At 57.0% G+C, this 19,415-nt stretch carries 16 protein-coding genes, 1 tRNA gene and 1 pseudogene; 6 read left to right on the top strand and 12 right to left on the bottom strand.

The annotated features are described in order from the left end of the window. The first annotated feature begins 17 nt into the window (after positions 1-17). A complete protein-coding gene (locus tag DNK06_RS07915; RefSeq protein ID WP_207389975.1) occupies positions 18-746 on the top strand; it encodes an amino acid ABC transporter ATP-binding protein in 729 nt (242 codons plus the stop codon). Positions 747-792: 46 nt separating this feature from the next. Then, positions 793-1,626 carry an ABC transporter substrate-binding protein gene (locus DNK06_RS07910; RefSeq protein WP_131179486.1) on the top strand — a complete coding sequence of 278 codons (834 nt, stop codon included), beginning with the start codon at positions 793-795 and terminating at the stop codon, positions 1,624-1,626. Positions 1,627-1,810: 184 nt separating this feature from the next. Here the strand turns inward: DNK06_RS07910 and DNK06_RS07905 are convergent, their stop codons facing one another. Continuing rightward, entirely contained in the window at positions 1,811-2,866 is a 1,056-nt protein-coding gene (locus DNK06_RS07905; protein ID WP_131179485.1) for an ABC transporter substrate-binding protein, read from the bottom strand. 324 nt (positions 2,867-3,190) lie between these two features. Between DNK06_RS07905 and DNK06_RS07900 the strand changes: the two genes are divergently transcribed. Then, complete coding sequence (locus DNK06_RS07900; protein WP_131179484.1) at positions 3,191-4,129, top strand: LysR family transcriptional regulator; 939 nt, start codon at positions 3,191-3,193, stop codon at positions 4,127-4,129. Positions 4,130-4,390: 261 nt separating this feature from the next. Here the strand turns inward: DNK06_RS07900 and argE are convergent, their stop codons facing one another. The 6 genes from argE to DNK06_RS07870 all read right to left on the bottom strand — a co-directional run bounded on the left by argE (position 4,391) and on the right by DNK06_RS07870 (position 10,394). Then, complete coding sequence (argE, locus tag DNK06_RS07895; protein ID WP_131179483.1) at positions 4,391-5,554, bottom strand: acetylornithine deacetylase; 1,164 nt, start codon at positions 5,552-5,554, stop codon at positions 4,391-4,393. Next, positions 5,547-6,224: a DUF1028 domain-containing protein gene (locus tag DNK06_RS07890; protein ID WP_131179482.1), complete on the bottom strand. Its 678-nt coding sequence runs from the start codon at positions 6,222-6,224 to the stop codon at positions 5,547-5,549. Before DNK06_RS07890 ends, argE begins: the two co-directional genes overlap by 8 nt. Before the next feature lie 9 nt (positions 6,225-6,233). Continuing rightward, the gene (locus tag DNK06_RS07885; protein ID WP_131179481.1) at positions 6,234-6,659 is read right to left on the bottom strand and encodes a RidA family protein; all 426 of its coding nucleotides are present in this window, start codon (positions 6,657-6,659) and stop codon (positions 6,234-6,236) included. Next, a complete protein-coding gene (locus DNK06_RS07880; protein WP_131179480.1) occupies positions 6,659-7,960 on the bottom strand; it encodes a flavin-containing monooxygenase in 1,302 nt (433 codons plus the stop codon). The genes DNK06_RS07885 and DNK06_RS07880 overlap by 1 nt, the downstream gene beginning before the upstream one ends. A 168-nt stretch (positions 7,961-8,128) precedes the next feature. Continuing rightward, positions 8,129-9,616 carry a sensor domain-containing diguanylate cyclase gene (locus DNK06_RS07875; RefSeq protein WP_131179479.1) on the bottom strand — a complete coding sequence of 496 codons (1,488 nt, stop codon included), beginning with the start codon at positions 9,614-9,616 and terminating at the stop codon, positions 8,129-8,131. A 256-nt stretch (positions 9,617-9,872) separates the two neighbouring features. Then, a complete protein-coding gene (locus DNK06_RS07870; RefSeq protein ID WP_131179478.1) occupies positions 9,873-10,394 on the bottom strand; it encodes a BRO-N domain-containing protein in 522 nt (173 codons plus the stop codon). Between the two features lie 140 nt (positions 10,395-10,534). On the opposite strand from DNK06_RS07870, the gene DNK06_RS07865 reads away from it, so the two are divergent. Beyond that, on the top strand, positions 10,535-10,807 hold the full coding sequence (locus tag DNK06_RS07865; protein ID WP_423228050.1) for a helix-turn-helix domain-containing protein: 273 nt from the start codon (positions 10,535-10,537) through the stop codon (positions 10,805-10,807). A gap of 650 nt (positions 10,808-11,457) precedes the next feature. Here the strand turns inward: DNK06_RS07865 and DNK06_RS25195 are convergent. Continuing rightward, complete coding sequence (locus DNK06_RS25195; protein ID WP_369073643.1) at positions 11,458-13,125, bottom strand: P-loop NTPase fold protein; 1,668 nt, start codon at positions 13,123-13,125, stop codon at positions 11,458-11,460. Between the two features lie 632 nt (positions 13,126-13,757). Here DNK06_RS25195 and DNK06_RS25510 point away from each other — a divergent pair. Next, positions 13,758-13,958, top strand: a complete 201-nt coding sequence (locus DNK06_RS25510) for a hypothetical protein (RefSeq protein WP_131179476.1) — start codon at positions 13,758-13,760, stop codon at positions 13,956-13,958. Between the two features lie 65 nt (positions 13,959-14,023). Here DNK06_RS25510 and DNK06_RS07845 read toward each other — a convergent pair. The 3 genes and pseudogenes from DNK06_RS07845 to DNK06_RS07835 all read right to left on the bottom strand — a co-directional run bounded on the left by DNK06_RS07845 (position 14,024) and on the right by DNK06_RS07835 (position 17,871). Then, a pseudogene (locus DNK06_RS07845) lies at positions 14,024-14,775 on the bottom strand (nuclease-related domain-containing protein). 69 nt (positions 14,776-14,844) lie between these two features. Continuing rightward, entirely contained in the window at positions 14,845-16,527 is a 1,683-nt protein-coding gene (locus DNK06_RS07840) for an SNIPE associated domain-containing protein (protein ID WP_131179475.1), read from the bottom strand. Between the two features lie 189 nt (positions 16,528-16,716). Next, the gene (locus DNK06_RS07835) at positions 16,717-17,871 is read right to left on the bottom strand and encodes a Fic family protein (RefSeq protein ID WP_131179474.1); all 1,155 of its coding nucleotides are present in this window, start codon (positions 17,869-17,871) and stop codon (positions 16,717-16,719) included. Positions 17,872-18,139: 268 nt separating this feature from the next. On the opposite strand from DNK06_RS07835, the gene DNK06_RS07830 reads away from it, so the two are divergent. After that, positions 18,140-18,216: transfer RNA gene (locus DNK06_RS07830), tRNA-Ile, on the top strand. A gap of 58 nt (positions 18,217-18,274) precedes the next feature. On the opposite strand, the gene DNK06_RS07825 is transcribed toward DNK06_RS07830, so the two are convergent. Beyond that, on the bottom strand, positions 18,275-19,369 hold the full coding sequence (locus DNK06_RS07825) for an SH3 domain-containing protein (protein WP_131179473.1): 1,095 nt from the start codon (positions 19,367-19,369) through the stop codon (positions 18,275-18,277). Positions 19,370-19,415: the final 46 nt, after the last annotated feature.

Below are 19,415 nucleotides of genomic sequence, written 5' to 3'. Positions count from 1 at the left end.
GCGCGCCCATGCATCCGATGATCATGTTTTCCCAGGTCAACAAGTGGTACGGCGAGTACCAGGCGCTGACCAATATCAGTGCCGACGTGAAGCGCGGCGAAGTGGTGGTGCTGTGCGGGCCTTCAGGCTCCGGCAAGTCGACCCTGATCCGTACGGTCAATCGCCTGGAGAACATCCAGCAAGGCCAGATCCTGTTCGACGGCCACGACGTCAATGGTACCGATGCCAACGTCAACCGTCTGCGCAGCCGGGTAGGGTTCGTGTTCCAGAGCTTCAACCTGTTCCCGCACCTGTCGGCACTGGACAACATCATTCTTACCCCGACCAAAGTACGGGGCCTCAAGGCCTCCGAAGCCAAGACGCGGGCCATGCAGTTGCTCGACCGCGTAGGTCTCTCGCACAAGGCTGGTGCTTATCCGGCCCAGCTCTCGGGCGGTCAGCAGCAGCGTGTGGCGATTGCCCGTGCCCTGGCAATGGAGCCACCGGTGATGCTGTTCGACGAGCCCACCAGCGCCCTTGATCCGGAAATGGTTGGCGAGGTGCTCAGCGTCATGAAGGGCCTGGCGAAGGAGGGGATGACCATGATGTGCGTGACCCACGAGATGAACTTTGCCCGGGAAGTGGCCGACACCATCTGGTTCATGGACGCCGGCCAGATCCTGGAAAAGTCCAAACCCGAGGCGTTTTTCCAACAGCCTGAACACCCGCGTGCTCAGCGCTTCATTTCCGACCTGCGCAGCCACTGAGGCCGCAAGTCACCACCGATTCAATCACGAGTCCAGGAGTAATCCCATGAGCTTGAAGCGTTTGTTGGCTGTGTTCGCGCTGTCCCCGCTGGCGATTTCGCTGGCCCAGGCCGATCAGCTGAGTGATGTGATGAGCAAGAAGAGTCTGAGCTGCGGCGTCTACGCCGACGTGCCACCGTTCTCGGCGCCGGATCCGAAAACCCGCGAACTGGTGGGCATGGACGTGGATCTGTGCAAGGCACTGGCCAAGCACCTGGACGTGGAACTGGAACTCAAGCCACTGTCCGTCGAGGCACGTATTCCGGAAGTGAAGATGGGCCGCGTCGATGTGATTTTCGCCAATCTGGCCTACACCAAGAGCCGCGCCGACCAGATCCAGTTCAGCGACCCGTACTACATCGCCAAGGAAACCCTGGTGGTGCGCGCCGCCAATGCCGATCAGCCCAAGGACTTCTTCAAGGGCAAGCGCATCAGCTCGACCAAGGGCTCCACCTCCGAGCAATCCATTCGACTGGCTGATGCCACGCCCGTGACTTTCCAGGACACCGGTTCGGCCTACATGGCCTTGCAGCAGAACAAGGTGATCGGCCTGGTCACTAACACCATGACCGCCATCAAGCTGGTCGGGCAGGCCAAGCAAAGCGGCATCGAGCTGGCCATCGCCAAGGAGCCCATGGCCCTGGAACCCGTCGGCGCAGGTATGCGCAAGGGCGAACCGGCCTTCCTCGCCAAGGTCAACGAGACCCTCTACGCGATGGAGGAGGCAGGTGAAATCGACGCCATCTGGGAGCGCTGGATCGGCCCGAACACCGAGTACAAGATGGTACGTGAAGACAAGGTACAGAGCCTGAGCGAGCTCAAGTTCGAACCGCTGCCTTAAGATCTGTGGCGCGTTTCGTCAGACTCGTTTGAAGTGGATCATGCTTCAACTCATCACTTATGAATGACGTGCGAGTACAGCTCGGAGAAGAAGATGAAGGACGACGGCTTTCTCGATGGTTGAGCGAGTGCCGTAAACGAAGACGCGGGCCTAGGCCCGCGTCTTCGTTTCTGCTGCTAGCCGATCAGCGCGCAGCCCAGGCGTTGAAGCGCTCTTCCAGTTCTTCGCCGTGGTCGATCCAGAACTCGGCGTTCACCAGTTGTGCGCCGGCCATGTTGGCTTCGGCGGTCGGCAGTTGCGCCCGAACCTCTGCCGGCAGCTCGGCCAGGGCCTGCTTGTGTACCGGGCCATAAGGGATCTGGCTGGAGAACACCTTCTGGGTATCCGCCTGGCTGGCGAACTTGATGAACTGCTCGGCCACGGCCTTGTTCGGGCTGCCGCTTACGATGGCCCAGTGATCCGGGTCGTACAGGCTGCCGTTCCAGACGATGGCCAGGTTGGCGCCTTCTTTCTGTGCGACACCGACACGGCCGTTGTAGGCCGCGGACATGGCGACGTCTCCGGCCAGCAGCCACTGCGGCGGCTGGGCACCGGCCTCCCACCATTGAATGGACGGTTTGATCTCGTCGAGTTTCTTGAAGGCGCGGTTGACGCCTTCAGGTGTGGCCAGCACCTTGTACAGCTCTTCGCGGCTCACGCCATCGGCCAGCAGGGCGGCTTCCAGGGTGTATTTGGCACCCTTGCGCAGGCCACGCTTGCCGGGAAATTGCTTGAGATCCCAGAAGTCCTGCCAGGATTTCGGGGCGGTTTTCAGCTTGTCGCCGTTATAGGCCAGCACCATCGACCAGACGTAGCTGGCCACGCCGCATTCGCTGACCGTGCCGGGAATGAAGTTGGCGGTATCGCCGAGAATGGCCGGGTCGAGGCGCTCGAACAGGCCCTCCTCGCAGCCGCGCTGCAACTCCGGGCTTTCCACTTCGACCACGTCCCAGGTGACCTGGCCGACATCGACCATGGCTTTCACCCTGGACAATTCGCCGTTGTATTCGCCAGCGATCACCTTGGCGGCACCGCTCTGCTCGAAGGGTTTGAAGTAGGCGGCGGTCTGCGCGACCTTGGTGGCACCGCCGAAGGAAATCACCGTCAGGCTGGAAGAATCGGCCAGGGCCGAGGTGCTGGCGCCGGCCAGAATGGACAGGCCGATGGCGGCCCGGATGCATGGACGCAAGTGCTTGAACATGGAAACTCCCTCGCTGTTTTTTACGTTGTAGTCAGGTCTGAGGCAGTAATGGCCGAATCGGCGAACCTGCGCGTCGTACCACGCGTCAGGGGGATGGTTCTTGTTATGGGCGTCCGCTCGCCTGGTGAGTGTGAACGGCAATCCGTTCAGGTCGTCGTCGCGACCTGTGCGTTGTTCGAGTGAGGGATATGGTGCGTCAGTCTGGCGAGGAGGAAAATTAGTAAAAATATGCTCGAGACATACGAAAAAACTTTGCAAGCGGCGGCTCCGTAGCAAGGCATTACTGGGGTAAGGTGCAGACAGTAATGGTGGTGAGATCGACACGTGGCTACCTACACCCTCAGGCAACTCAAGTACTTCGTCACCACGGTGGAAGCAGGCAGCGTGGCCGAGGCCTCGCGGCAGCTGTACATCGCCCAGCCGTCCATCTCCACGGCGATCAAGGGCCTGGAAGAAAGCTTCGGCGTGCAGCTGTTCATTCGCCACCACGCCCAGGGCGTATCGCTGACACCGAGCGGTGCGCGCTTCTATGAGAAGGCCCAACAACTGCTGCGCATGGCGCGGGAGTTCGAGCAGAACGCGCTGGCCGACAACGACATCGTCGCCGGGCAGATCGACATCGGTTGTTTCGAAACCGTGGCGCCGCTCTATCTGCCGCAACTGATCGCCGGCTTTCGCGAGCGCTATCCGGGTGTAGACATCCGCATTCGCGATGGCGAGCAGCAGGAACTGGTGCAAGGCCTGACCGCCGGCTCCTTCGACCTGGCCTTTCTCTACGAACACGACCTCGATGGCACCATCGCCACCGAGCCGTTGATGCCACCGCAGAAGCCCTACGTGCTGTTGCCCGAACACCATCGTTTCGCCGGCCAGGCCCAGGTGTCGCTGCGCGACCTGTGCCTGGAGCCGATGATTCTGCTCGACGTGCAGCCCAGTCGTACTTATTTCGTCAGCCTGTTCCACGAGCTGGGGCTGACGCCCAACATCGTGTTCAGCTCGCCATCGATCGAGATGGTGCGCGGCATGGTTGGCCAGGGCTTCGGCTTCTCACTGCTGGTCACCCGCCCGCATTCGGAATGCACCTACGACGGCAAGCGTGTGGTGACCGTGGATATCGCCGAACCCGTCGCCACCTCCGGGCTGGTGGCGGCACGCCTCAAACGTGGCCAGCTCACCAAACCGGCGCAATTGTTCGTGGACTTCTGCCGCGAACGGTTGGGGGAATTGAGTGAGCAGGCGGTCGCAGGGGGCCGGCAATCGTAATTGGTGGGCCGGACCCCACCCTACGTCCGTGCGCTACGTAGGGTGGATGACGCTCTTTTCATCCACCACCACGTAGCCGGATTTCACAATGGCTCGCGTAGGTAACCTGCCAATCTCAGCAGCCCGTAGGATGGGTGCAACCCATCAGATTTAGATGGGTTTCACCTACGCTACCCGACCGATAACGCGACTTGTCGCAGGATCACCCTACGATTCGTGGGCCGGGCGGCGAGTCGCTTTAGCCCACCAAACAACCGAATCTCAAACCGGCTCGCGTAGGTAATCCGCCAGTCTCGAGAGCATCGCATCACACCCTTGCAGCTGCTCCACGCTGACGAACTCGTCGGGCTTGTGACCCTGATCCATGCTGCCGGGGCCGCAGACCACGGTGGGGATGCCGGCTCCGTCGAACAGCCCGCCTTCGGTGCCGAAGGCCACGGTGCCGAAATCACTCGACCCGCAGAGCCTCGCCAGCAAACGTGCAGCCTCGCTGTCGGGCGGCGTGGCGAGGCCGGGGTAGGCGCTCAGCGGTTGCAGACGAATGTCGCTATCGGCGCTCACCGCCTGCATCTTCGGCAGCAGTTGCTGGGCGGCGTAGCTCTGCAATTCATCCGCCACGCTCTGCGCATCGAAACCCGGTAACGCGCGCACCTCGAAATCGAACTCGCATTCCGCGGGCACGATGTTCAGTGCACGGCCACCCTTGATCAGGCCGGCCTGCACGGTGGAGAAGGGCGGGTCGAAGCGCGCGTCGTGATGCTCGGGCTGCGCCAGCCGCGCGCCGATATCACTCAGATGGCCGATCAGGCGCGCCGCATATTCGATGGCGTTCACGCCGTAGGGCGCATACGCCGAATGGCAGGCTGCGCCATGCACTTCACAGCGCATCGCCAGCTTGCCCTTGTGGCCGAGCACCGGCTTCAGTTCGGTGGGTTCGCCAATAAGGCACAGGGTCGGTTTGTGCGGGCGCTTTTCCAGTTCGGCGAGCATGGAGCGCACGCCGAGGCAGCCCACCTCTTCATCGTAGGAAAAGGCCAGGTGCACCGGCACCTGCAGTGGGCGTTGCAGAAAACCCGGCACCGCCGCCAGCACGCAGGCGATGAAACCTTTCATGTCCGCCGTGCCTCGGCCATACAGGCGACCGTTTTGCTCCGTCAGGTGGAACGGGTCGACCGTCCAGGCCTGGCCGTCCACCGGCACCACGTCGGTGTGGCCGGACAGCACCACACCGCCTCGATCACGGGGGCCGATGGTGGCGAACAGATTGGCCTTGGTGCCTTCGGCGTTGTGGAACAGCTCACTGTCGACGCCTAACCCCGCCAGGTAATCGCGGATGAATTCGATCAACTGCAGATTGGAATCACGGCTGACCGTGGCAAAGCCGATCAGCCGCTCGAGCAGGGCGCGGCTGCTGGGCTCATTCATCACCCGGCACTCCGTAGCTCGGCGCGGCCGTGGGGTCGAGGGCGCGAGTCAGGTAATCCTGCATCTGTGATCGGTAGGCCTGCCACAGCCCATCCAGTTGGCCAATGGGGTCGCTATCCGCCCAGTCGACCCGCAGGTCGATGATCGGCCAGATCAGGTCGCCCACCACCTTGAGCGCGGCCGAATGCACCGGGCCGGCTTCGCCACCGGCGGCCATCGCCGCATGCATGGCGGCGAGCAGGCGGTCGGCCAGTTGCCCGCTGGCATTCTCGAATGCCTGAACCATGGTCTGGATGATCGCTTCGCTCGACAGCAGATTACCCGCCGCCACGCACTGTTCACCGGCCATCGCGTTGTACAGCCCCAGCGCCTCTTTACCGCTGAACAGCGCGGTGCGGCCGTGGCTGTCGATCACCGTGACCTGGCGATACTGGCTCCAGCCATTGGCGCTCAGGGCGCGCTGCAATGCTTCGCCCGGTTCCAGCGTCTGTTGTTCCAGCAGGTCGAGAATTTGCGGGCCGAGGGCGGGCAGGGTGACGTTCTGCGTGGCCACCGCGCCGACGCCGGCACGCAGCCAGGGGCAGCGTGCACCGACCGCGATGCTCGACGAGCTGATGGCGATGCCCAACTGGCCGGTTTCCGGGCAACGCCCGACGATGGAAAAGGTCATGCCTGCCTCCTATTTGGCTTGCCAATCGTCCGGGATCACCGCGATCACGTCGATTTCCATCAGCCACTGCGGCTGGCCGAGGGCGGACACCACCAGGCCGGTGGAGATGGGGAAGACCCCCTTCAGCCATTTGCCGACTTCCTTGTACACCGGCTCGCGGTAGCGCGGGTCGGTCAGGTAGGTGGTGGTCTTGACGATGTGCGAGAGGTCGCTGCCGGCCTCTTCCAGCAGTTGCTTGAGGTTCTTCATCGCCTGCTCGGTCTGCGCCTGCGGGTCGCCGAGGCCGACCAGGTTGCCCTCGAAGTCGGTGCCGACCTGGCCGCGCACGTACACCGTGTTGCCGGCGCGCACGGCCTGGCAGAGGTCATTGTCCAGGGACTGGTTGGGGTAGGTGTCCTTGGTGTTGAACATGCGGATACGGGTATGAGTGGGCATCATTTGACTCCCTGCAGACGAGTGATGGGGGCATCTGCCTGGCGCTGCTCGGCATCGCGATAGGCGGTGTATTTGCGTTGGGTGGCGATGTGATCGGCGACATGCTTGGCGTCGTGCCACACGCCCCAGATGAACGACGAACCACGGCGCGACAGCCACGGCAGGCCGAGGAAATAGATGCCCGGTTCACGGGACACGCCGCGCTGATGCTGCGGCTTGCCGTTGGCATCGAAGGTATCGGCTTCCAGCCAGCTGAAGTCGGTGGCGAAACCGGTGGCCCAGATGATCGAGGTCACGCCAGCCCCGATCAGGTCGAGCTCGCGCAATGGCTCGGCCATGCAGGCCGGGTCGGCAGGTATACGTCGCGCTTCTGGTTCTTCCGGCAGATCGAGACCGTTGCGGGCGATATAGGCATCCGCTGCATCGAGCAGTGCCAGGTAATTCTCGTCGCCACGGCGGATGTTGTCGGCCAGGTCGTCGGCGAAGCGCACCACACCGTTTTCGAAGGATTGGGTCAGGCCAACCAGCGTCATGCCTTCATGGGCCAGACGGCGGAAATCGATGGTCTTGCCGCCATTGGCGCCGCTGACGGCAATGGTCACGTGCTCGCGACCGGGCTTGGCGATCTCCGCGTCCCACTCGCCGAGCACACCCAGCCACCAGCAGAAATCGCGGTTGCGGTAGGCGCGTGGCGGGCGGTCGTGAGCGCCGACCGACAAATATACCTGGCGGCCGGCCTGCATCAGCTCATCGGCGATCTGTGTGCCCGAGGAGCCAGCGCCCACCACCAGCACCGCGCCGGCTGGCAACTGCTGCGGGTTGCGGTATTCGGCGGAGTGGATCTGCGTCAGGCGTTCGTCCTTCGGCGCGATGGCCGGAATCACCGGGCGCTGGAATGGCCCGGTGGCAGCGACAACACGGTTGGCCTCGATCACGCCCTCCGAGGTTTCGATGGTGAAGCCGGGGCGATTGGCATTGCGGCGTACCTTCTTCACTTCCACACCGGTGCGAATCGGCGCGTTGAAGGTGCGCGCATAGGCTTCGAAATAGGCGGCTACCTGCTCCTTGGCGGGAAAGGCATCGTCGTCGATGTCGAATTCCAGGCCGGGAAAGCGGTCGTGCCAGGCCGGCCCGTTGGCCACCAGCGAATCCCAGCGCATGGTGCGCCAGCGCTCGGCGATGCGGTCGCGCTCCAGCACCAGGTGCGGCACACCCAACTTGCTCAGGTGCTCGCTCATCGCTACCCCGGCCTGGCCTGCGCCAACCACCAGGGTATCTATTTCGATTTTCTCGACAGTCATTTCTATGTCCCTCTGAAGGAGGCCGGGCGTTTTGCGCAAGCCGCTCGTGCGTTGAGGGCATTGTGTTCAGAGGAGGGGGATAGCGAAATTAGCGTTTTTGTAGTCGTTGACCAGCAAAAAGCTGGGCACCGAAGCCGCGGCCGGGGGAATGGCTCTTCGGTGGATGAATCAGGCGGGGTTCTCGGCGCGTGTCACCCGGTTGCGGCCGGCACCTTTGGCGGCATACAGGGCGACATCCGCAGCAGCGACCAGTGCGGCAGGCGTCGGCATATCCCGCCCCGGAACGCAGGACGCGACACCGATGCTCAGGGTCAGCTTGCCGTAGGGCGAGCCCTCGTTGGCAATCGCCAGGGCCTCGACATCCGCGCGGATCCGCTCGGCGACGACCAGCGCAGGCGTGCTTTCCGCACCGGGAAGAACCAGCGCCATTTCCTCACCACCATAGCGTGCGGTGGTGTCCACACTGCGTTTGGCATGCCGCTTGAGCACCGCGGCCACCTGTTTGAGCGCTTCGTCGCCGGCCGGGTGGCCGTACTGATCGTTGAAGCGTTTGAAGTAGTCCACATCGACCAGCACGAAGGACAATGGCTGATCCTGGGCGGGCGCGGAACTGAAGGCGGCCTGCAGGGCTTCATCCAGGCGGCGGCGGGTAGCCAGGCCAGTGAGCGCATCTTCGCCAGCGATGATTTCCAACGCATGGTTGGCTTCTGCCAGGTCACGATGCATGCCCTTCAGGCTGGCCTCCATCAGACCCTGGCGAACCAGCGCGCGCCAGATCAGCCAGGCCATCGAAACGAGCAACAGCAGCACGATGCTGCTCAGCCCCCAGGTCTGTCGTGCGCGGTTTTTCCAGGACTGCATCGCCTGCTCTTCAGATACCGCCGCCGCCACCAGAATCGGATACTCGGCACTGGAGTCGAAGCCATAGATGCGCCTGATGCCATCGAGCATCGCCGTCAGTACCATGCTGCCGCGCGTCACGCCCTCGTCGTTGACCATGTGCAACACGGGGCTCTTCGCCACATTGAGCGCGAAACCCTGGGTCATCACCTGCGACCTGGCGAGGATCGTCCCATCCCGTTTGACCAGGCTGATAACACCCTCGCTACCCAGGTCGATGGTTCGATAAAAATCGAGGAAGCGCTTGATCAGCAGCGTCGCCAGTACCACGCCGCGGAATTCGCCGTTGGCACCGTTCAGACGCAAGGACAGTGAGATTACTCGCTCACCGGTCATGCGGCTCTCAATGGGCGTACCTATAAACAGGCCGTGATTCCTATCGACGCGATGAAGAGCGAAGTAATCCCGGTCGGTGGCGTTATAGGTCGCGTTGGGTTCGGCGATCGTGGTGATCAGCGGCCGGCCATCCGAGCCGATCACGGTAAACCCCTCGACATCACGCAGCGCACCCAACTGGGCCCGAGATACCTCCAGTACCTCGTGCAGGCTCTCCGGGCCATAACCGGAAATCTCGAGTTTGCGCTCGATACCGATCAGCACCGTGTGCGCATCGCGAATCGTCGACTCGGCCTGCCGGGTAAGCGCCGTCGACAGGTTCTGCATATCGTCGACATGCTGCTTCAGCGCCTCGCGCTTGTCCCACTCGACCTGCAGGTAGGTAAGCAGCAAAAAGGCCACGCCCACGACACTGGTCATGATCGCGACCAGGCGTCTGAGGTGACCTATTTTTGAAGTCTGACTCGTCAAGTTCACAGGCCTGGCTTAGGCGGTGTTGTGCTCGTATCGCCCTGCGCCATTGGAGCGCTTGGCGGGATAAGAGACGTTGGATGAGGACGCTGACTTATCCAATGATAGAGGCTGGTGCGGCAATTATGAATGGCCATGCCCCTGTATGGTGATGTCTGCATGCCCCAGGGCAGCCTCATAACATTGGCGCGTTGCCTGTCATGGATTACCGCCCCGCCTGCAACCGGCCCCGCCACCAGCGCGCGAACCATGAGCCGGCCGGGGAGGGTGCAGCCTGGGCCTGCCCATGGAAGCGCGGCAGTTCATCCAGGGCAACCCACAGCTCACCCTGCCATTCCAGCAGATTGACCTGCCCGTTGCCCCAGGCCATCAGGCGGCGTGACGGCTCATATCCCTCGGTAACGTCACTATCACGCAGCGCAGGCAGGGCCACATGGCTGAGCCAGCGACGCAGGTGGCGGTTCTCCGGGTGCGAGAAGCGGCACAGCGCCCGGTACATCCCCGATTCACTGAGTACCTCCACGGCCTCCAGTTGCCCGCTGGCGAGTTGGAAATGCACCAGGCGCAACTGGTCGGCATCCATCAGCCGGCAGACCCGCTCCGGGCGGCGATGGCCAAGCAAGCGCGCAAACTCCCGAGCACCAACCCAGGGCTGCCGATCGATCATCACCCCGCGCAACGATTGGCGATGGCGCATCAATACGAGAGGAGTAAAGGCTTTATCCATAAGACCTCCTGAGACAGGTATGGATTAGTGTGCTTTTCTGCAGGGGCACGACATCGCGCACGCATAGCGTGTCGAGGACGTACTGCTTTTGATAACCTGCCGAAGCTTGTTTTCTTAAGGTTCCAATCTTGGAACTAATCATGGTTCCATTGTTGGAACCTGTCAAGGGGGTTGCATTGGATTTGCCGGCAAAAATGAAGGCGATACGCGCCAGGGAGAACCTGACTCAGGGAGAGTTTTGCCGGGAGGTGGATATCAGCCTGAGTAGCTGGAAGAAGTACGAGGCCTCGATCACTGACATGGGATTGGTACCGTTCCTCAAGGTCGCCAACCATCCTCGTTTTAAAAAGTATGCGCTTTGGCTGGCTACGGGAGAGACGGCTCCAGAGTGTGGTCAGGTTAGTCCGATTTGACCATTGCCCGGTAGAGTAAAGGATTATGAATTGCCTAGAAAGGACAAACCTAGTGAAGTTATGAGTAGCTGAGCGTAGGTACTATGAGCTGTAAGTAGCATGGTTACTAGTATTGGCGTAATTACGAAAGCTTCAGGCTCTGGGTACTGTACTGCTAGCGTATCGTTTTTACCTCCAATCGATCAGGTTTACTTCCTGTCAGATGAAAGATTTAAAAATCCGCTAATCCGTCTCACCTCTGTTGTTGCTCGGTTGCCTCATCTGCTTTGATTTTTCAAGAGTTAGGTATACGTTACATTGATTCTAATTTGTTACGTATATAGAACATGGATTATTCCCTCATCAGGACACGCCTTGGCGAGCAGGCCCGGCAGCGCCGCTTCAATTGAGGGCTGACGCAAGCCAGGCTTGCGGCATTGGCCGCTGTCATCCGGAAAAAGATCATCGCAATCGAAAAGGGTGATCTTTCAGTAGGTGTAACTACCGCGCGAGCTGGAATGTGAGTTCGCGATCGTACCCACACTAGATGAAATTCAAAGTGTTTTCTACTGATTACGCTGAACAGGAAAAACTACAATTCCCTATTTAAATTGTAGTCTTTTCCTTTTACTTGGATTTTGGCTAAGCTGCCTGGCCAAGAAGCTCAATTACTATACAGGTCTATCAAGTGTACTTGGCAAACGCCCGTAGTTTCGCTCTGCTGACTCCAGAGCAGTTCGCATGTTAACCTCCAGTAATGGGTAAGTTTCCTTAAGCACATTGATATGCCACTCTTTAGGGAGAGCCCTCCTGATTGCTTCGTCGCAAAGCACTGAATATAACTCAGCCATGTAGGAGTGAAAAGTCTTCACTCTCTCGATCCGATATGCAACCCTAATGGTTCTACTGTTATGACTGTTAGATATATCTCGACCGAGCTGGTTTAGGTTCGTCCATACTTTTTCGTCCGCAACAAACGTATCCATCATCATGTTCTCAACAAACATGAAATTTGACATAAGGTCTCTGACGACATACCCACCAAGACGGCTAGGGTAATAGCTTGATTTGAAGTCGGCCTCACCATGGCCGCCAGTATAGCAAAAGCGGAAACGACAAAGGTCACTGAGGAGTTTCAAGGCTGCATCATCCCCAATACCAACACTTCTCAGGGATTTATTAATTTCAATACCATCTAGGTATTGGAATGCTGCATCAGAAGAATATTGCACTAAAGCAGATAAGAGAAAAATACGAGTCATCTGTAGTGTCGTGCGACCCAGATGAGAATCGTAAGGATTTCCTATGAGGGAGAATGCTTCACTATATACAGACTGATTACCGAGAAGAATCGCTCGTAACGCCTCATGTTTGGGAAGCGTGTACTTTTCACCAGAAACATGAATGCTATATGCCTTGCCAGGATTGGAGTAGCCGTGCTCGACAAACTCTCGAGTCATGCGTAATGCATTACGAACGTCACCTGAAGCTAGAACTTCAAGCAGCCCACCAACGTCAGTCCCCAAAACTGAACTTTGTATTAGCTCAATAAGAACAGCAAGGTCAGAAACATGCACCTTCATTCCATTTTCAGACGTGAAATCTCCAGACTGGCCTGAAAGCAAATTCTTTGCCAAAAAGAATCTTTTTGACAGTACTGCTTCAACCTTAGGTGGCTCGATGAGTATTGGATCAAAATCGAATGCATTGAATGCGGGGGAATTACGGTGCTCAACATATGTAGAGCTTCTTAGAGCAATGACTAAATTGAGGTGGAGTTTAGACGAAAAAGCAACGGCTTCTGTAAATATATTAGACTGAAGTTTCTCTTCAATCTGGTCTATATTGTCGATAACTACAAAGATGGGCGCCTGAGAAGCCCCATGTCTCAGTAGCTTGTCCACATACGGCTTGGTCTTATCATAATCCTCGGTAAGCTTCTTTGTTATTAGTTGGTCTATCTGGTCTTGGTTTTTTGAAATTAGAAATGCCGGGCCTTTTCTTATAGCCTCAAGTTCTTTGCTGTATGCCTTTTCAATGCAGAGGTTGAAGTTGGAAAAATATTGGTCGCCGATAATATACTCCTTTATTGATTCATATATGAAGTCAACTGGAGTTTGATCCTTGGTGTAATTTATAAAATTTACAGGTATCCAATGTGGGTATACCTCATTCGGCTTTTTTTCAAAAACAGACGCAGCCGTTACATGCCTTGTGTAGTGAAGGAAAGTAGTTTTGCCAGCCCCTACGCTTCCTAAAATTACTATCGCAAGGGGTTTGGAAGCGTTTTTCAGATTCTTTATTTTGTCACGAAAAAAATTTGAGTCTTTTTTCTGCATTGGACGTGCAGGCTGAGAACTAAACAAGTGCTGGCTTTTTGAGATGTGCATATTTATTCGCCGATCAAATTTTATTTTCTCCGGCGAGTTAACGTAGCAGCGCTCGAACAGTTCGGGATCCATTTCTATCATCGTATCAGAAAAGGATGTGGTTATTGCTTGCTCTATCAATGGATAGATAGGATTTCGCATTTCCGATCTTGGGCTTTGAAAATAGTTTCTCAGTCGACGCCCTTCAATTTGATCTTCGGTATATCCGAGCAGGAAGTTTTCCAAGCTTGAATTGACTACGGAATGCCTTGATAGGATATCTGTGAACTCAGCGTAGTCATCCACCAAGATTGATTGTAGGGAGTTGAAGACTAGCGCATAAGAATTATGAAAGGTAACTTGGTCTATCCTGTTGGCTGGGAATATAATCCACTGATTACCGTTAGTCACAACTGCGAACTGTACCCCTAGCTTCCTGCAATATTCGCGAGCCTGTAGTACTGCACTCTCAAGCTCTCCCTGTAAATTTGATTTAGAAAGTTTCAGTCTCCGCTCTTTTGCTTGAGTTTTAAATACTGAGCCGCCTTTTTTTGCTTCAACTATTAGGGCTGTGCTTGCCGTGCGTATTACATAATCCGCATATGTGGTGCTCCCATCCTCCGATACTCTTTCTTCGACTTGGACATCATTGTGAGTCCAGCCTAGGATGTCGAAAAGTATCTTGTCAATTACCTTTAGTCTGGTTTCAGCTTCGTTTGCATTTTCGAAGTCAATTTTTTTGGCTGCTTCTAATATTTCTCTTATTGTATCCTGCATCGTGTTCTCCAATACTTAATATTTAATAAGCCCAGAGGTCATTAAGTTCATTTCAAATATGAAGATACCCTGGTGCATCTTCTTGATTTTTCTAAAAACCTTGAATCATTCTGCATTTGGGGAAACCATAACAGGCTGAAACTGCTACCCCACTTTTTCACCTGATTTTACGGTTCTGATCCGCAGAGCACTGCCGTATTCGGACAATGTCGCTCAGCTGTCGGATCACCCCACCGCTTGAGGTTCTGCACATGCTTGCGGTGTGTGGCGAAGGTCGGTGCATGGCGGCCGGTTTGTAAGGTTTTCAGCATGGCATCGACTTCAGCCTCGCTGAATACCGGCTGCTGGGATAACTGGATATAGCGGATCAAGCCAATGCCCAGGGTGACGTTGGTTGGTACTTCGGTTTTGAAGGTGCTGCCGCCAATGAAGGTGCTCGGGGTTAACGCCAAGGGTGGCTTCCAGTGCTTTGAGGTGCTTGTAGTTCTGCCGCAGTGGGTTCTGCAATTTGAAGGTGCGCTTGTAGAGCTTCTGCGTCCACTCTGGCTGCTTCTCGCTACCGAAGATCCAGCCGCTCATGTTCTTCGTTTCCAGCACGAAGATGCCGTAGGGCGAAAGGAATACATGGTCGATCTGCGTAGTGCCGTCGGGCGTGTTCAGGGTGACATTGTGCAGGCAGCGGTAGGTCTGCTTGTCCAGTTGCCAATGGGCGAAAAATCGCACTAGGAGTTCACCAATATGGCCCTTGGCCCAAGGAGACTTGAGCAGGCCAATCAGCAGCATGGCCGGAATTAGCCAGATCATTGTGTCAATGACGGGCCGGAGGATGACGCTGTAGTCCATGTGCAGTCCTTTATGTTGTTGTAGGCCTAGCGCCATGCTTCCTCAGGGCGGCACCCAGTGGTCGTTGAGTCAGCTAATCGCCTCGATTTCTTCTTCAATTTCCGCCTCGACCTCAAGCTGATGCTTCGTCCATTCGCGCTCGACCTCGGGGTTCTCAAGTATCTGCTGTTCGATGCGCAGGCTCTCGCGGTATTCATGGGCGCGAGCTGTCATTGTCCAGTGTGTTTCGACCCCCAAAGTCTCCAGCTCCTGGCGAATAGCCTCCAGTCCTGACCGGAAAAACTCCTTGCGAGGGTTCACCTTGTTGACCTGCTGACGAAGGAAGTGGCGATGCAGGCTTTTCTCCAGGCCAGGTGCGTCGTCGCTGAAGATCATGGCATGTACGTCGAATTCAAACGGCACACTGGCATCACCCAGCTCACGTATACGATCTTGCGGTTCCAGTCGGCGGGTCATACCGATCTTGAATATTTCCTCTCCAAACGAGCCGATGTTAGAAATCACATAGACATGGCCGGATCGGGTCTGCTGGGCCATGGAGAGGGCGCGCTGGTTTTTCTCCTCGGCCTGACGCAGCTTCGACTCCAACTCAAACAGCTTGGCCTCAAATTCGGCTCGCTGTACTTCATTGGCTGCTTCCACTTGCCGTTGCACTTTCTCCATGGCCTTGCGCAGCGTATCTTCTTCTTTCGCTGCATCCTTGATGGCCCGTTCATATTCGCGGCGTGCTTTTTCTTCTTCACGTATCTGCTCGCGCAGTCGGCGTTGCTCTTCTTTCTCTTCGTCTTTGAGCGCTTTGGCTGTCACTGCCCACCTGAGCTCTTCAAGTCGCACAGTCAGATAGCTGTCTGTAATGCGCGTACTGCGGAAGGCGGCACCATTGTGATTAACCAGCGCGAAGGCATCGCGGATCTCTTGCTCCAGCTTGCCGTGGTTATCGGTTTTGCTACGCGAAAGGATCGAGTCGACCTTGCCATTGAATGCATCGGTCACGAAGCGAATGGCGGTTTCCTTACGATTCGCTTCAACATAGTCACAGGTAGCAGCCAGGCCACTTTTGACCATCATGCGGCTAGTATCACGAGCATCTTTCAGCTTTTGCCCTGCTTCCGTAAAACTGAATTCATCAGCTAAATCGTCGAGCAGGTTATAGGTGGGCACGATGTAGGCATCGCCGTAGCCCTTAATGAGGTTTTTCATCGCCTGAACGGTATTGGTGAATTCTTTGGCACGGCTCATTGCCGTGTAGGCATCACCGGCAATCTCTTCAGCGCGCTGCTGGGCGGCAGCAATTATGTTGCTCGCCTCCTGCCCCGCGCGTCCAATCCGTTGCTCCGCTTGCTCAAGGGTGGCCCTTGATCTCTGGTTAGCTTGGTCAAGGGTGTTTCTGGCCGATTGTTCTGCCTGCTGACGTAAGTGGTTGGCTTCTAGCCTGGCCTTTTCCAGTAAGTTCTCGGCTTTGGCTGCGATGCTCCTGGCTTCAGCTTCAACATCAACGATATGGGTGTAGCGTGCGAGAGCTCCAACCCGTTTCAGCAGCTCTTCGCGTTCCTCGGAGAGTAAGGATATTTCGAGCTGCAACAGCTTGATCTGTGAATCTTGCTGAGTAATGCGTTGCTCGTGTTCGTGAATGCGTAAATCACGCAGTGCAAGCTCGCCAGCATGAACTTTGCGAGCTGTCTTCGCTGCTAGGAACGCCCGTACACACAACGCTGTGACCGCAACAAGAGCAACGGATAAGAGCATTTCCATGCGCTTTCTTCCTTGAACAAAGCCGCTAGAGTGACGCTCGTTATCTGAGCGAGCAGGCGTGCCTAAAAATTCGAATACCAGGCACAGAATCGGATAATGGCCAATTGCCTTGGGTAGCTCAAGGGCTTAATGACTAATTGCTAATAGCAATCAATGGTCGACCGGCTGCTTTGGAATATTCTGCGTTGCTCAATTAGGGGATTCGCTGCCTTGCCCATTCGCCGCGAAATTAATCTGATAGTGGGTGCTGCGCCCGCCGCCAGGCAGTCGCACGATGCAGCCTTTTCCAAGGAGGTCTCTCAAGTGGCGAGTGGCAGTGGCTTTGGAAACCTTGACCACTGCTTGGTATTGAGCGGCGCTGATACCGGCCTCAAACCCGCGTTCACCGCCATCGAGTAGGCGGTTAAGCACTTTGATTTGCTCGGCAGACAGGATCTGGCTGCGGTGTGTCTGCCAGAATCGCGCCTTGGCTAGCACTCTGTCGATGCGGGCGAGGGCCTGCTCCAGACTCTTGAGCAGTGTGCCGAGAAACCATTGCAGCCAGGCGGTGATATCCAGCGGGCCCTTCTGACTAGATTCTAGTATGCGGTAATAGCCAGCACGGTCGTCGAAGATGCTCGCTGATATGGCGTAGAAGCGGATGGCCTGCTGCTCGCCCTGAGCCAGTGCCAAGTCGGTAATAGCGCGAGTAAGGCGGCCGTTGCCATCATCGAATGGGTGCAGGGTAACGAACCAGAAATGGGCAATGCCGGCGCGCAGCAACGGATCGAGACTGGTATCTCTGCGGCTGCTCTCGAACCAAGTGAGGAAGTCGGCCAGTTGTTCTTCCAGCCCGGCGCGTGGTGGGGCTTCAAAGTGTACTGTGGGGCGGTCGAGTCGGCCGGAAACAACCTGCATAGGCTCTTCGTCGCGTAGCGTGCCAATACGTAGTGGGCGAGCCAACAGGTTGTCGTCGCTTGGGAACAGCCAGCGGTGCCAGCCATACAGCCGCTGCAGATCCATCGGATGCTGATGTGCACGGGTGGCATCGAGTAGCAGTTCTGCCAGTCCCTCTGATCGTGCCGTGGTACGTCCTTCTTCGTTTATCCCCAAACGCCTTGCCAGGGAGGAGCGCACTGAGCCGACATTCAACTGCTCGCCCTCAATAGCTGATGAGGTGACGATGTTCTGCAGCATGGCATCCAGGCTGCTCTGCGCTTCGGCATCGTTACCCACGGCACCGAGCATACCAAGCAAGCGCCCCTGGGTCTGGGTGCAGGCACGCAGCAGTGGGGCAAGTGGTTCGGCTTGCCAACTGAAGTGAGGCCAATCGTGCTGCTGCCAGATCCACAAGGGGGCATTCATGGGCTTGCTCATCTGTGAGTCGATTAGCGAGCCTATTCGGCTCATTACGTGAGCTGATAATGTCGGCTATTCGGCTCACTGTCGAATCCTCAGGTCAGGCTGCTTAAGATATTCGCGCCTGTTCAGGGTTGTAGGTCGCGCTCCTGCAGCAGCCTCAGTACTTTTCTAGGAATGGCGCACCGTACAGTGTCGTTTCGATGTTGCCAGGCAGTCTGCGCATGAGATTGGCGCTCGGCCAGGCGCATCGGTATAATCCGCCGGCCTCTGAGGGCCTATAGCTCAGTTGGTTAGAGCAGAGGACTCATAATCCTTTGGTCCACGGTTCGAGTCCGTGTGGGCCCACCATCTTCAAAGCCGCGCATTGCGCGGCTTTTGTCGTTTAAGGGTGAGTGAACTTGTCTTTTTACTCGATCTCAGCGACCACAAAGTGTCCACGTGGGTACTTGGGCTTTGGCACTGGTGTGGTGATTGTGACGTACATCCAGCCTTGTACGGACTGGCCATCGATCTCTGTAGCAACGCGATACCACCCCTTGTCGTTGTACTCGATGACCTCTACGAGCGTGCCTAGTTTGAGTGAGCTAATCACCTGACTGTTAGTGGTCGCCTCAGCTCTAAGCCTGGCACCTTCACGGTTCACAACACGATAATCGGCCAGCAGTTCGCGCTGCTCGTTGGAAAGCTGTTCTGCTTGTTTAGGGATATCTAAAGGGGCAGTGGTGCTAGACATCAAGGCCGATAGATAAACCACAGCCATGCAGGTATTGAATATCCTCAACAGCATGTCCCAGGCCACCACTATGCGTGCGATGACCAGTTGTAATCGCTGGGTGGCTGGCTCCGGTAACTGTTCTACCTTTCCGTTCTGGATCGCCTCAACAATCTGGTGATCAATGTCGCTGTAACCGGTGACCTCAAGCTCTGCCCAGTCACCAACCTCTAGACTATCGAAACCTTCTACTTCGACGGTTTGTGTAGTTGGTTCGGCGGAATCCGACTCTGATACGAGGTAGCTTGCCAATACTGAGTCAGCAGTCAGTCCTTGATACGAGGCAACAGTCTGAGCCAACAAGTTGGTCATCCTGCTGTCGTTCGCCGCTGCGACCATGCGCTCAATCTGTTCCTGAAACGCACGGATACCTGGCGTGTTGGCGGCGCTGGTGATCCGGTCGATTTGGTCTTGAAGCGCACGCATGCCTGGTGTGCTGGCGGCACTGGTTATTCGGTCAACTTGCTCTTGAAACGCACGGATGCCTGGCGTGTTGGCGGCGCTGGTGATCCGGTCGATTTGGTCTTGAAGCGCACGCATGCCTGGTGTGCCGGCGGCGCTGGTTATTCGGTCAACTTGCTCTTGAAACGCACGAAGGCCTGGCGTGTTGGCGGCGCTGGTGATCCGGTCGATTTGCTCTTGCAACGCATGCATGCGTGGCGAGCTGGCCATTCTGAGTTGATCCTGAACCTTGGTCATCTTATCCGAGCAGTCTTTGTTGCCAGCCATAAGCACTTCCCTGTCACTTGTCGGAGGTTGGTGGGGGTTTCTGGGG

Origin of the sequence: Phytopseudomonas daroniae, assembly GCF_004327285.1 — a bacterium.
GTDB lineage: Bacteria > Pseudomonadota > Gammaproteobacteria > Pseudomonadales > Pseudomonadaceae > Aquipseudomonas > Aquipseudomonas daroniae.
This window is presented reverse-complemented; position numbering and strand designations above follow the sequence as displayed.

What these genes read in the sequence shown, in the direction of transcription:
- DNK06_RS07825 (WP_131179473.1), bottom strand. Translation starts at nt 19,369, where the DNA reads ATGGCTGGCAACAAAGACTGCTCGGATAAGATGACCAAGGTTCAGGAT.
- argE (WP_131179483.1), bottom strand. Translation starts at nt 5,554, where the DNA reads ATGAATGAGCCCAGCAGCCGCGCCCTGCTCGAGCGGCTGATCGGCTTT.
- DNK06_RS07880 (WP_131179480.1), bottom strand. Translation starts at nt 7,960, where the DNA reads ATGACTGTCGAGAAAATCGAAATAGATACCCTGGTGGTTGGCGCAGGC.
- DNK06_RS25195 (WP_369073643.1), bottom strand. Translation starts at nt 13,125, where the DNA reads ATGCAGAAAAAAGACTCAAATTTTTTTCGTGACAAAATAAAGAATCTG.
- DNK06_RS07910 (WP_131179486.1), top strand. Translation starts at nt 793, where the DNA reads ATGAGCTTGAAGCGTTTGTTGGCTGTGTTCGCGCTGTCCCCGCTGGCG.
- DNK06_RS07835 (WP_131179474.1), bottom strand. Translation starts at nt 17,871, where the DNA reads ATGAATGCCCCCTTGTGGATCTGGCAGCAGCACGATTGGCCTCACTTC.
- DNK06_RS07885 (WP_131179481.1), bottom strand. Translation starts at nt 6,659, where the DNA reads ATGCCCACTCATACCCGTATCCGCATGTTCAACACCAAGGACACCTAC.
- DNK06_RS07870 (WP_131179478.1), bottom strand. Translation starts at nt 10,394, where the DNA reads ATGGATAAAGCCTTTACTCCTCTCGTATTGATGCGCCATCGCCAATCG.
- DNK06_RS07890 (WP_131179482.1), bottom strand. Translation starts at nt 6,224, where the DNA reads ATGACCTTTTCCATCGTCGGGCGTTGCCCGGAAACCGGCCAGTTGGGC.
- DNK06_RS07905 (WP_131179485.1), bottom strand. Translation starts at nt 2,866, where the DNA reads ATGTTCAAGCACTTGCGTCCATGCATCCGGGCCGCCATCGGCCTGTCC.
- DNK06_RS07840 (WP_131179475.1), bottom strand. Translation starts at nt 16,527, where the DNA reads ATGGAAATGCTCTTATCCGTTGCTCTTGTTGCGGTCACAGCGTTGTGT.
- DNK06_RS07875 (WP_131179479.1), bottom strand. Translation starts at nt 9,616, where the DNA reads ATGACCAGTGTCGTGGGCGTGGCCTTTTTGCTGCTTACCTACCTGCAG.
- DNK06_RS07865 (WP_423228050.1), top strand. Translation starts at nt 10,535, where the DNA reads ATGGTTCCATTGTTGGAACCTGTCAAGGGGGTTGCATTGGATTTGCCG.
- DNK06_RS07915 (WP_207389975.1), top strand. Translation starts at nt 18, where the DNA reads ATGATCATGTTTTCCCAGGTCAACAAGTGGTACGGCGAGTACCAGGCG.
- DNK06_RS25510 (WP_131179476.1), top strand. Translation starts at nt 13,758, where the DNA reads ATGTGGTGCTCCCATCCTCCGATACTCTTTCTTCGACTTGGACATCAT.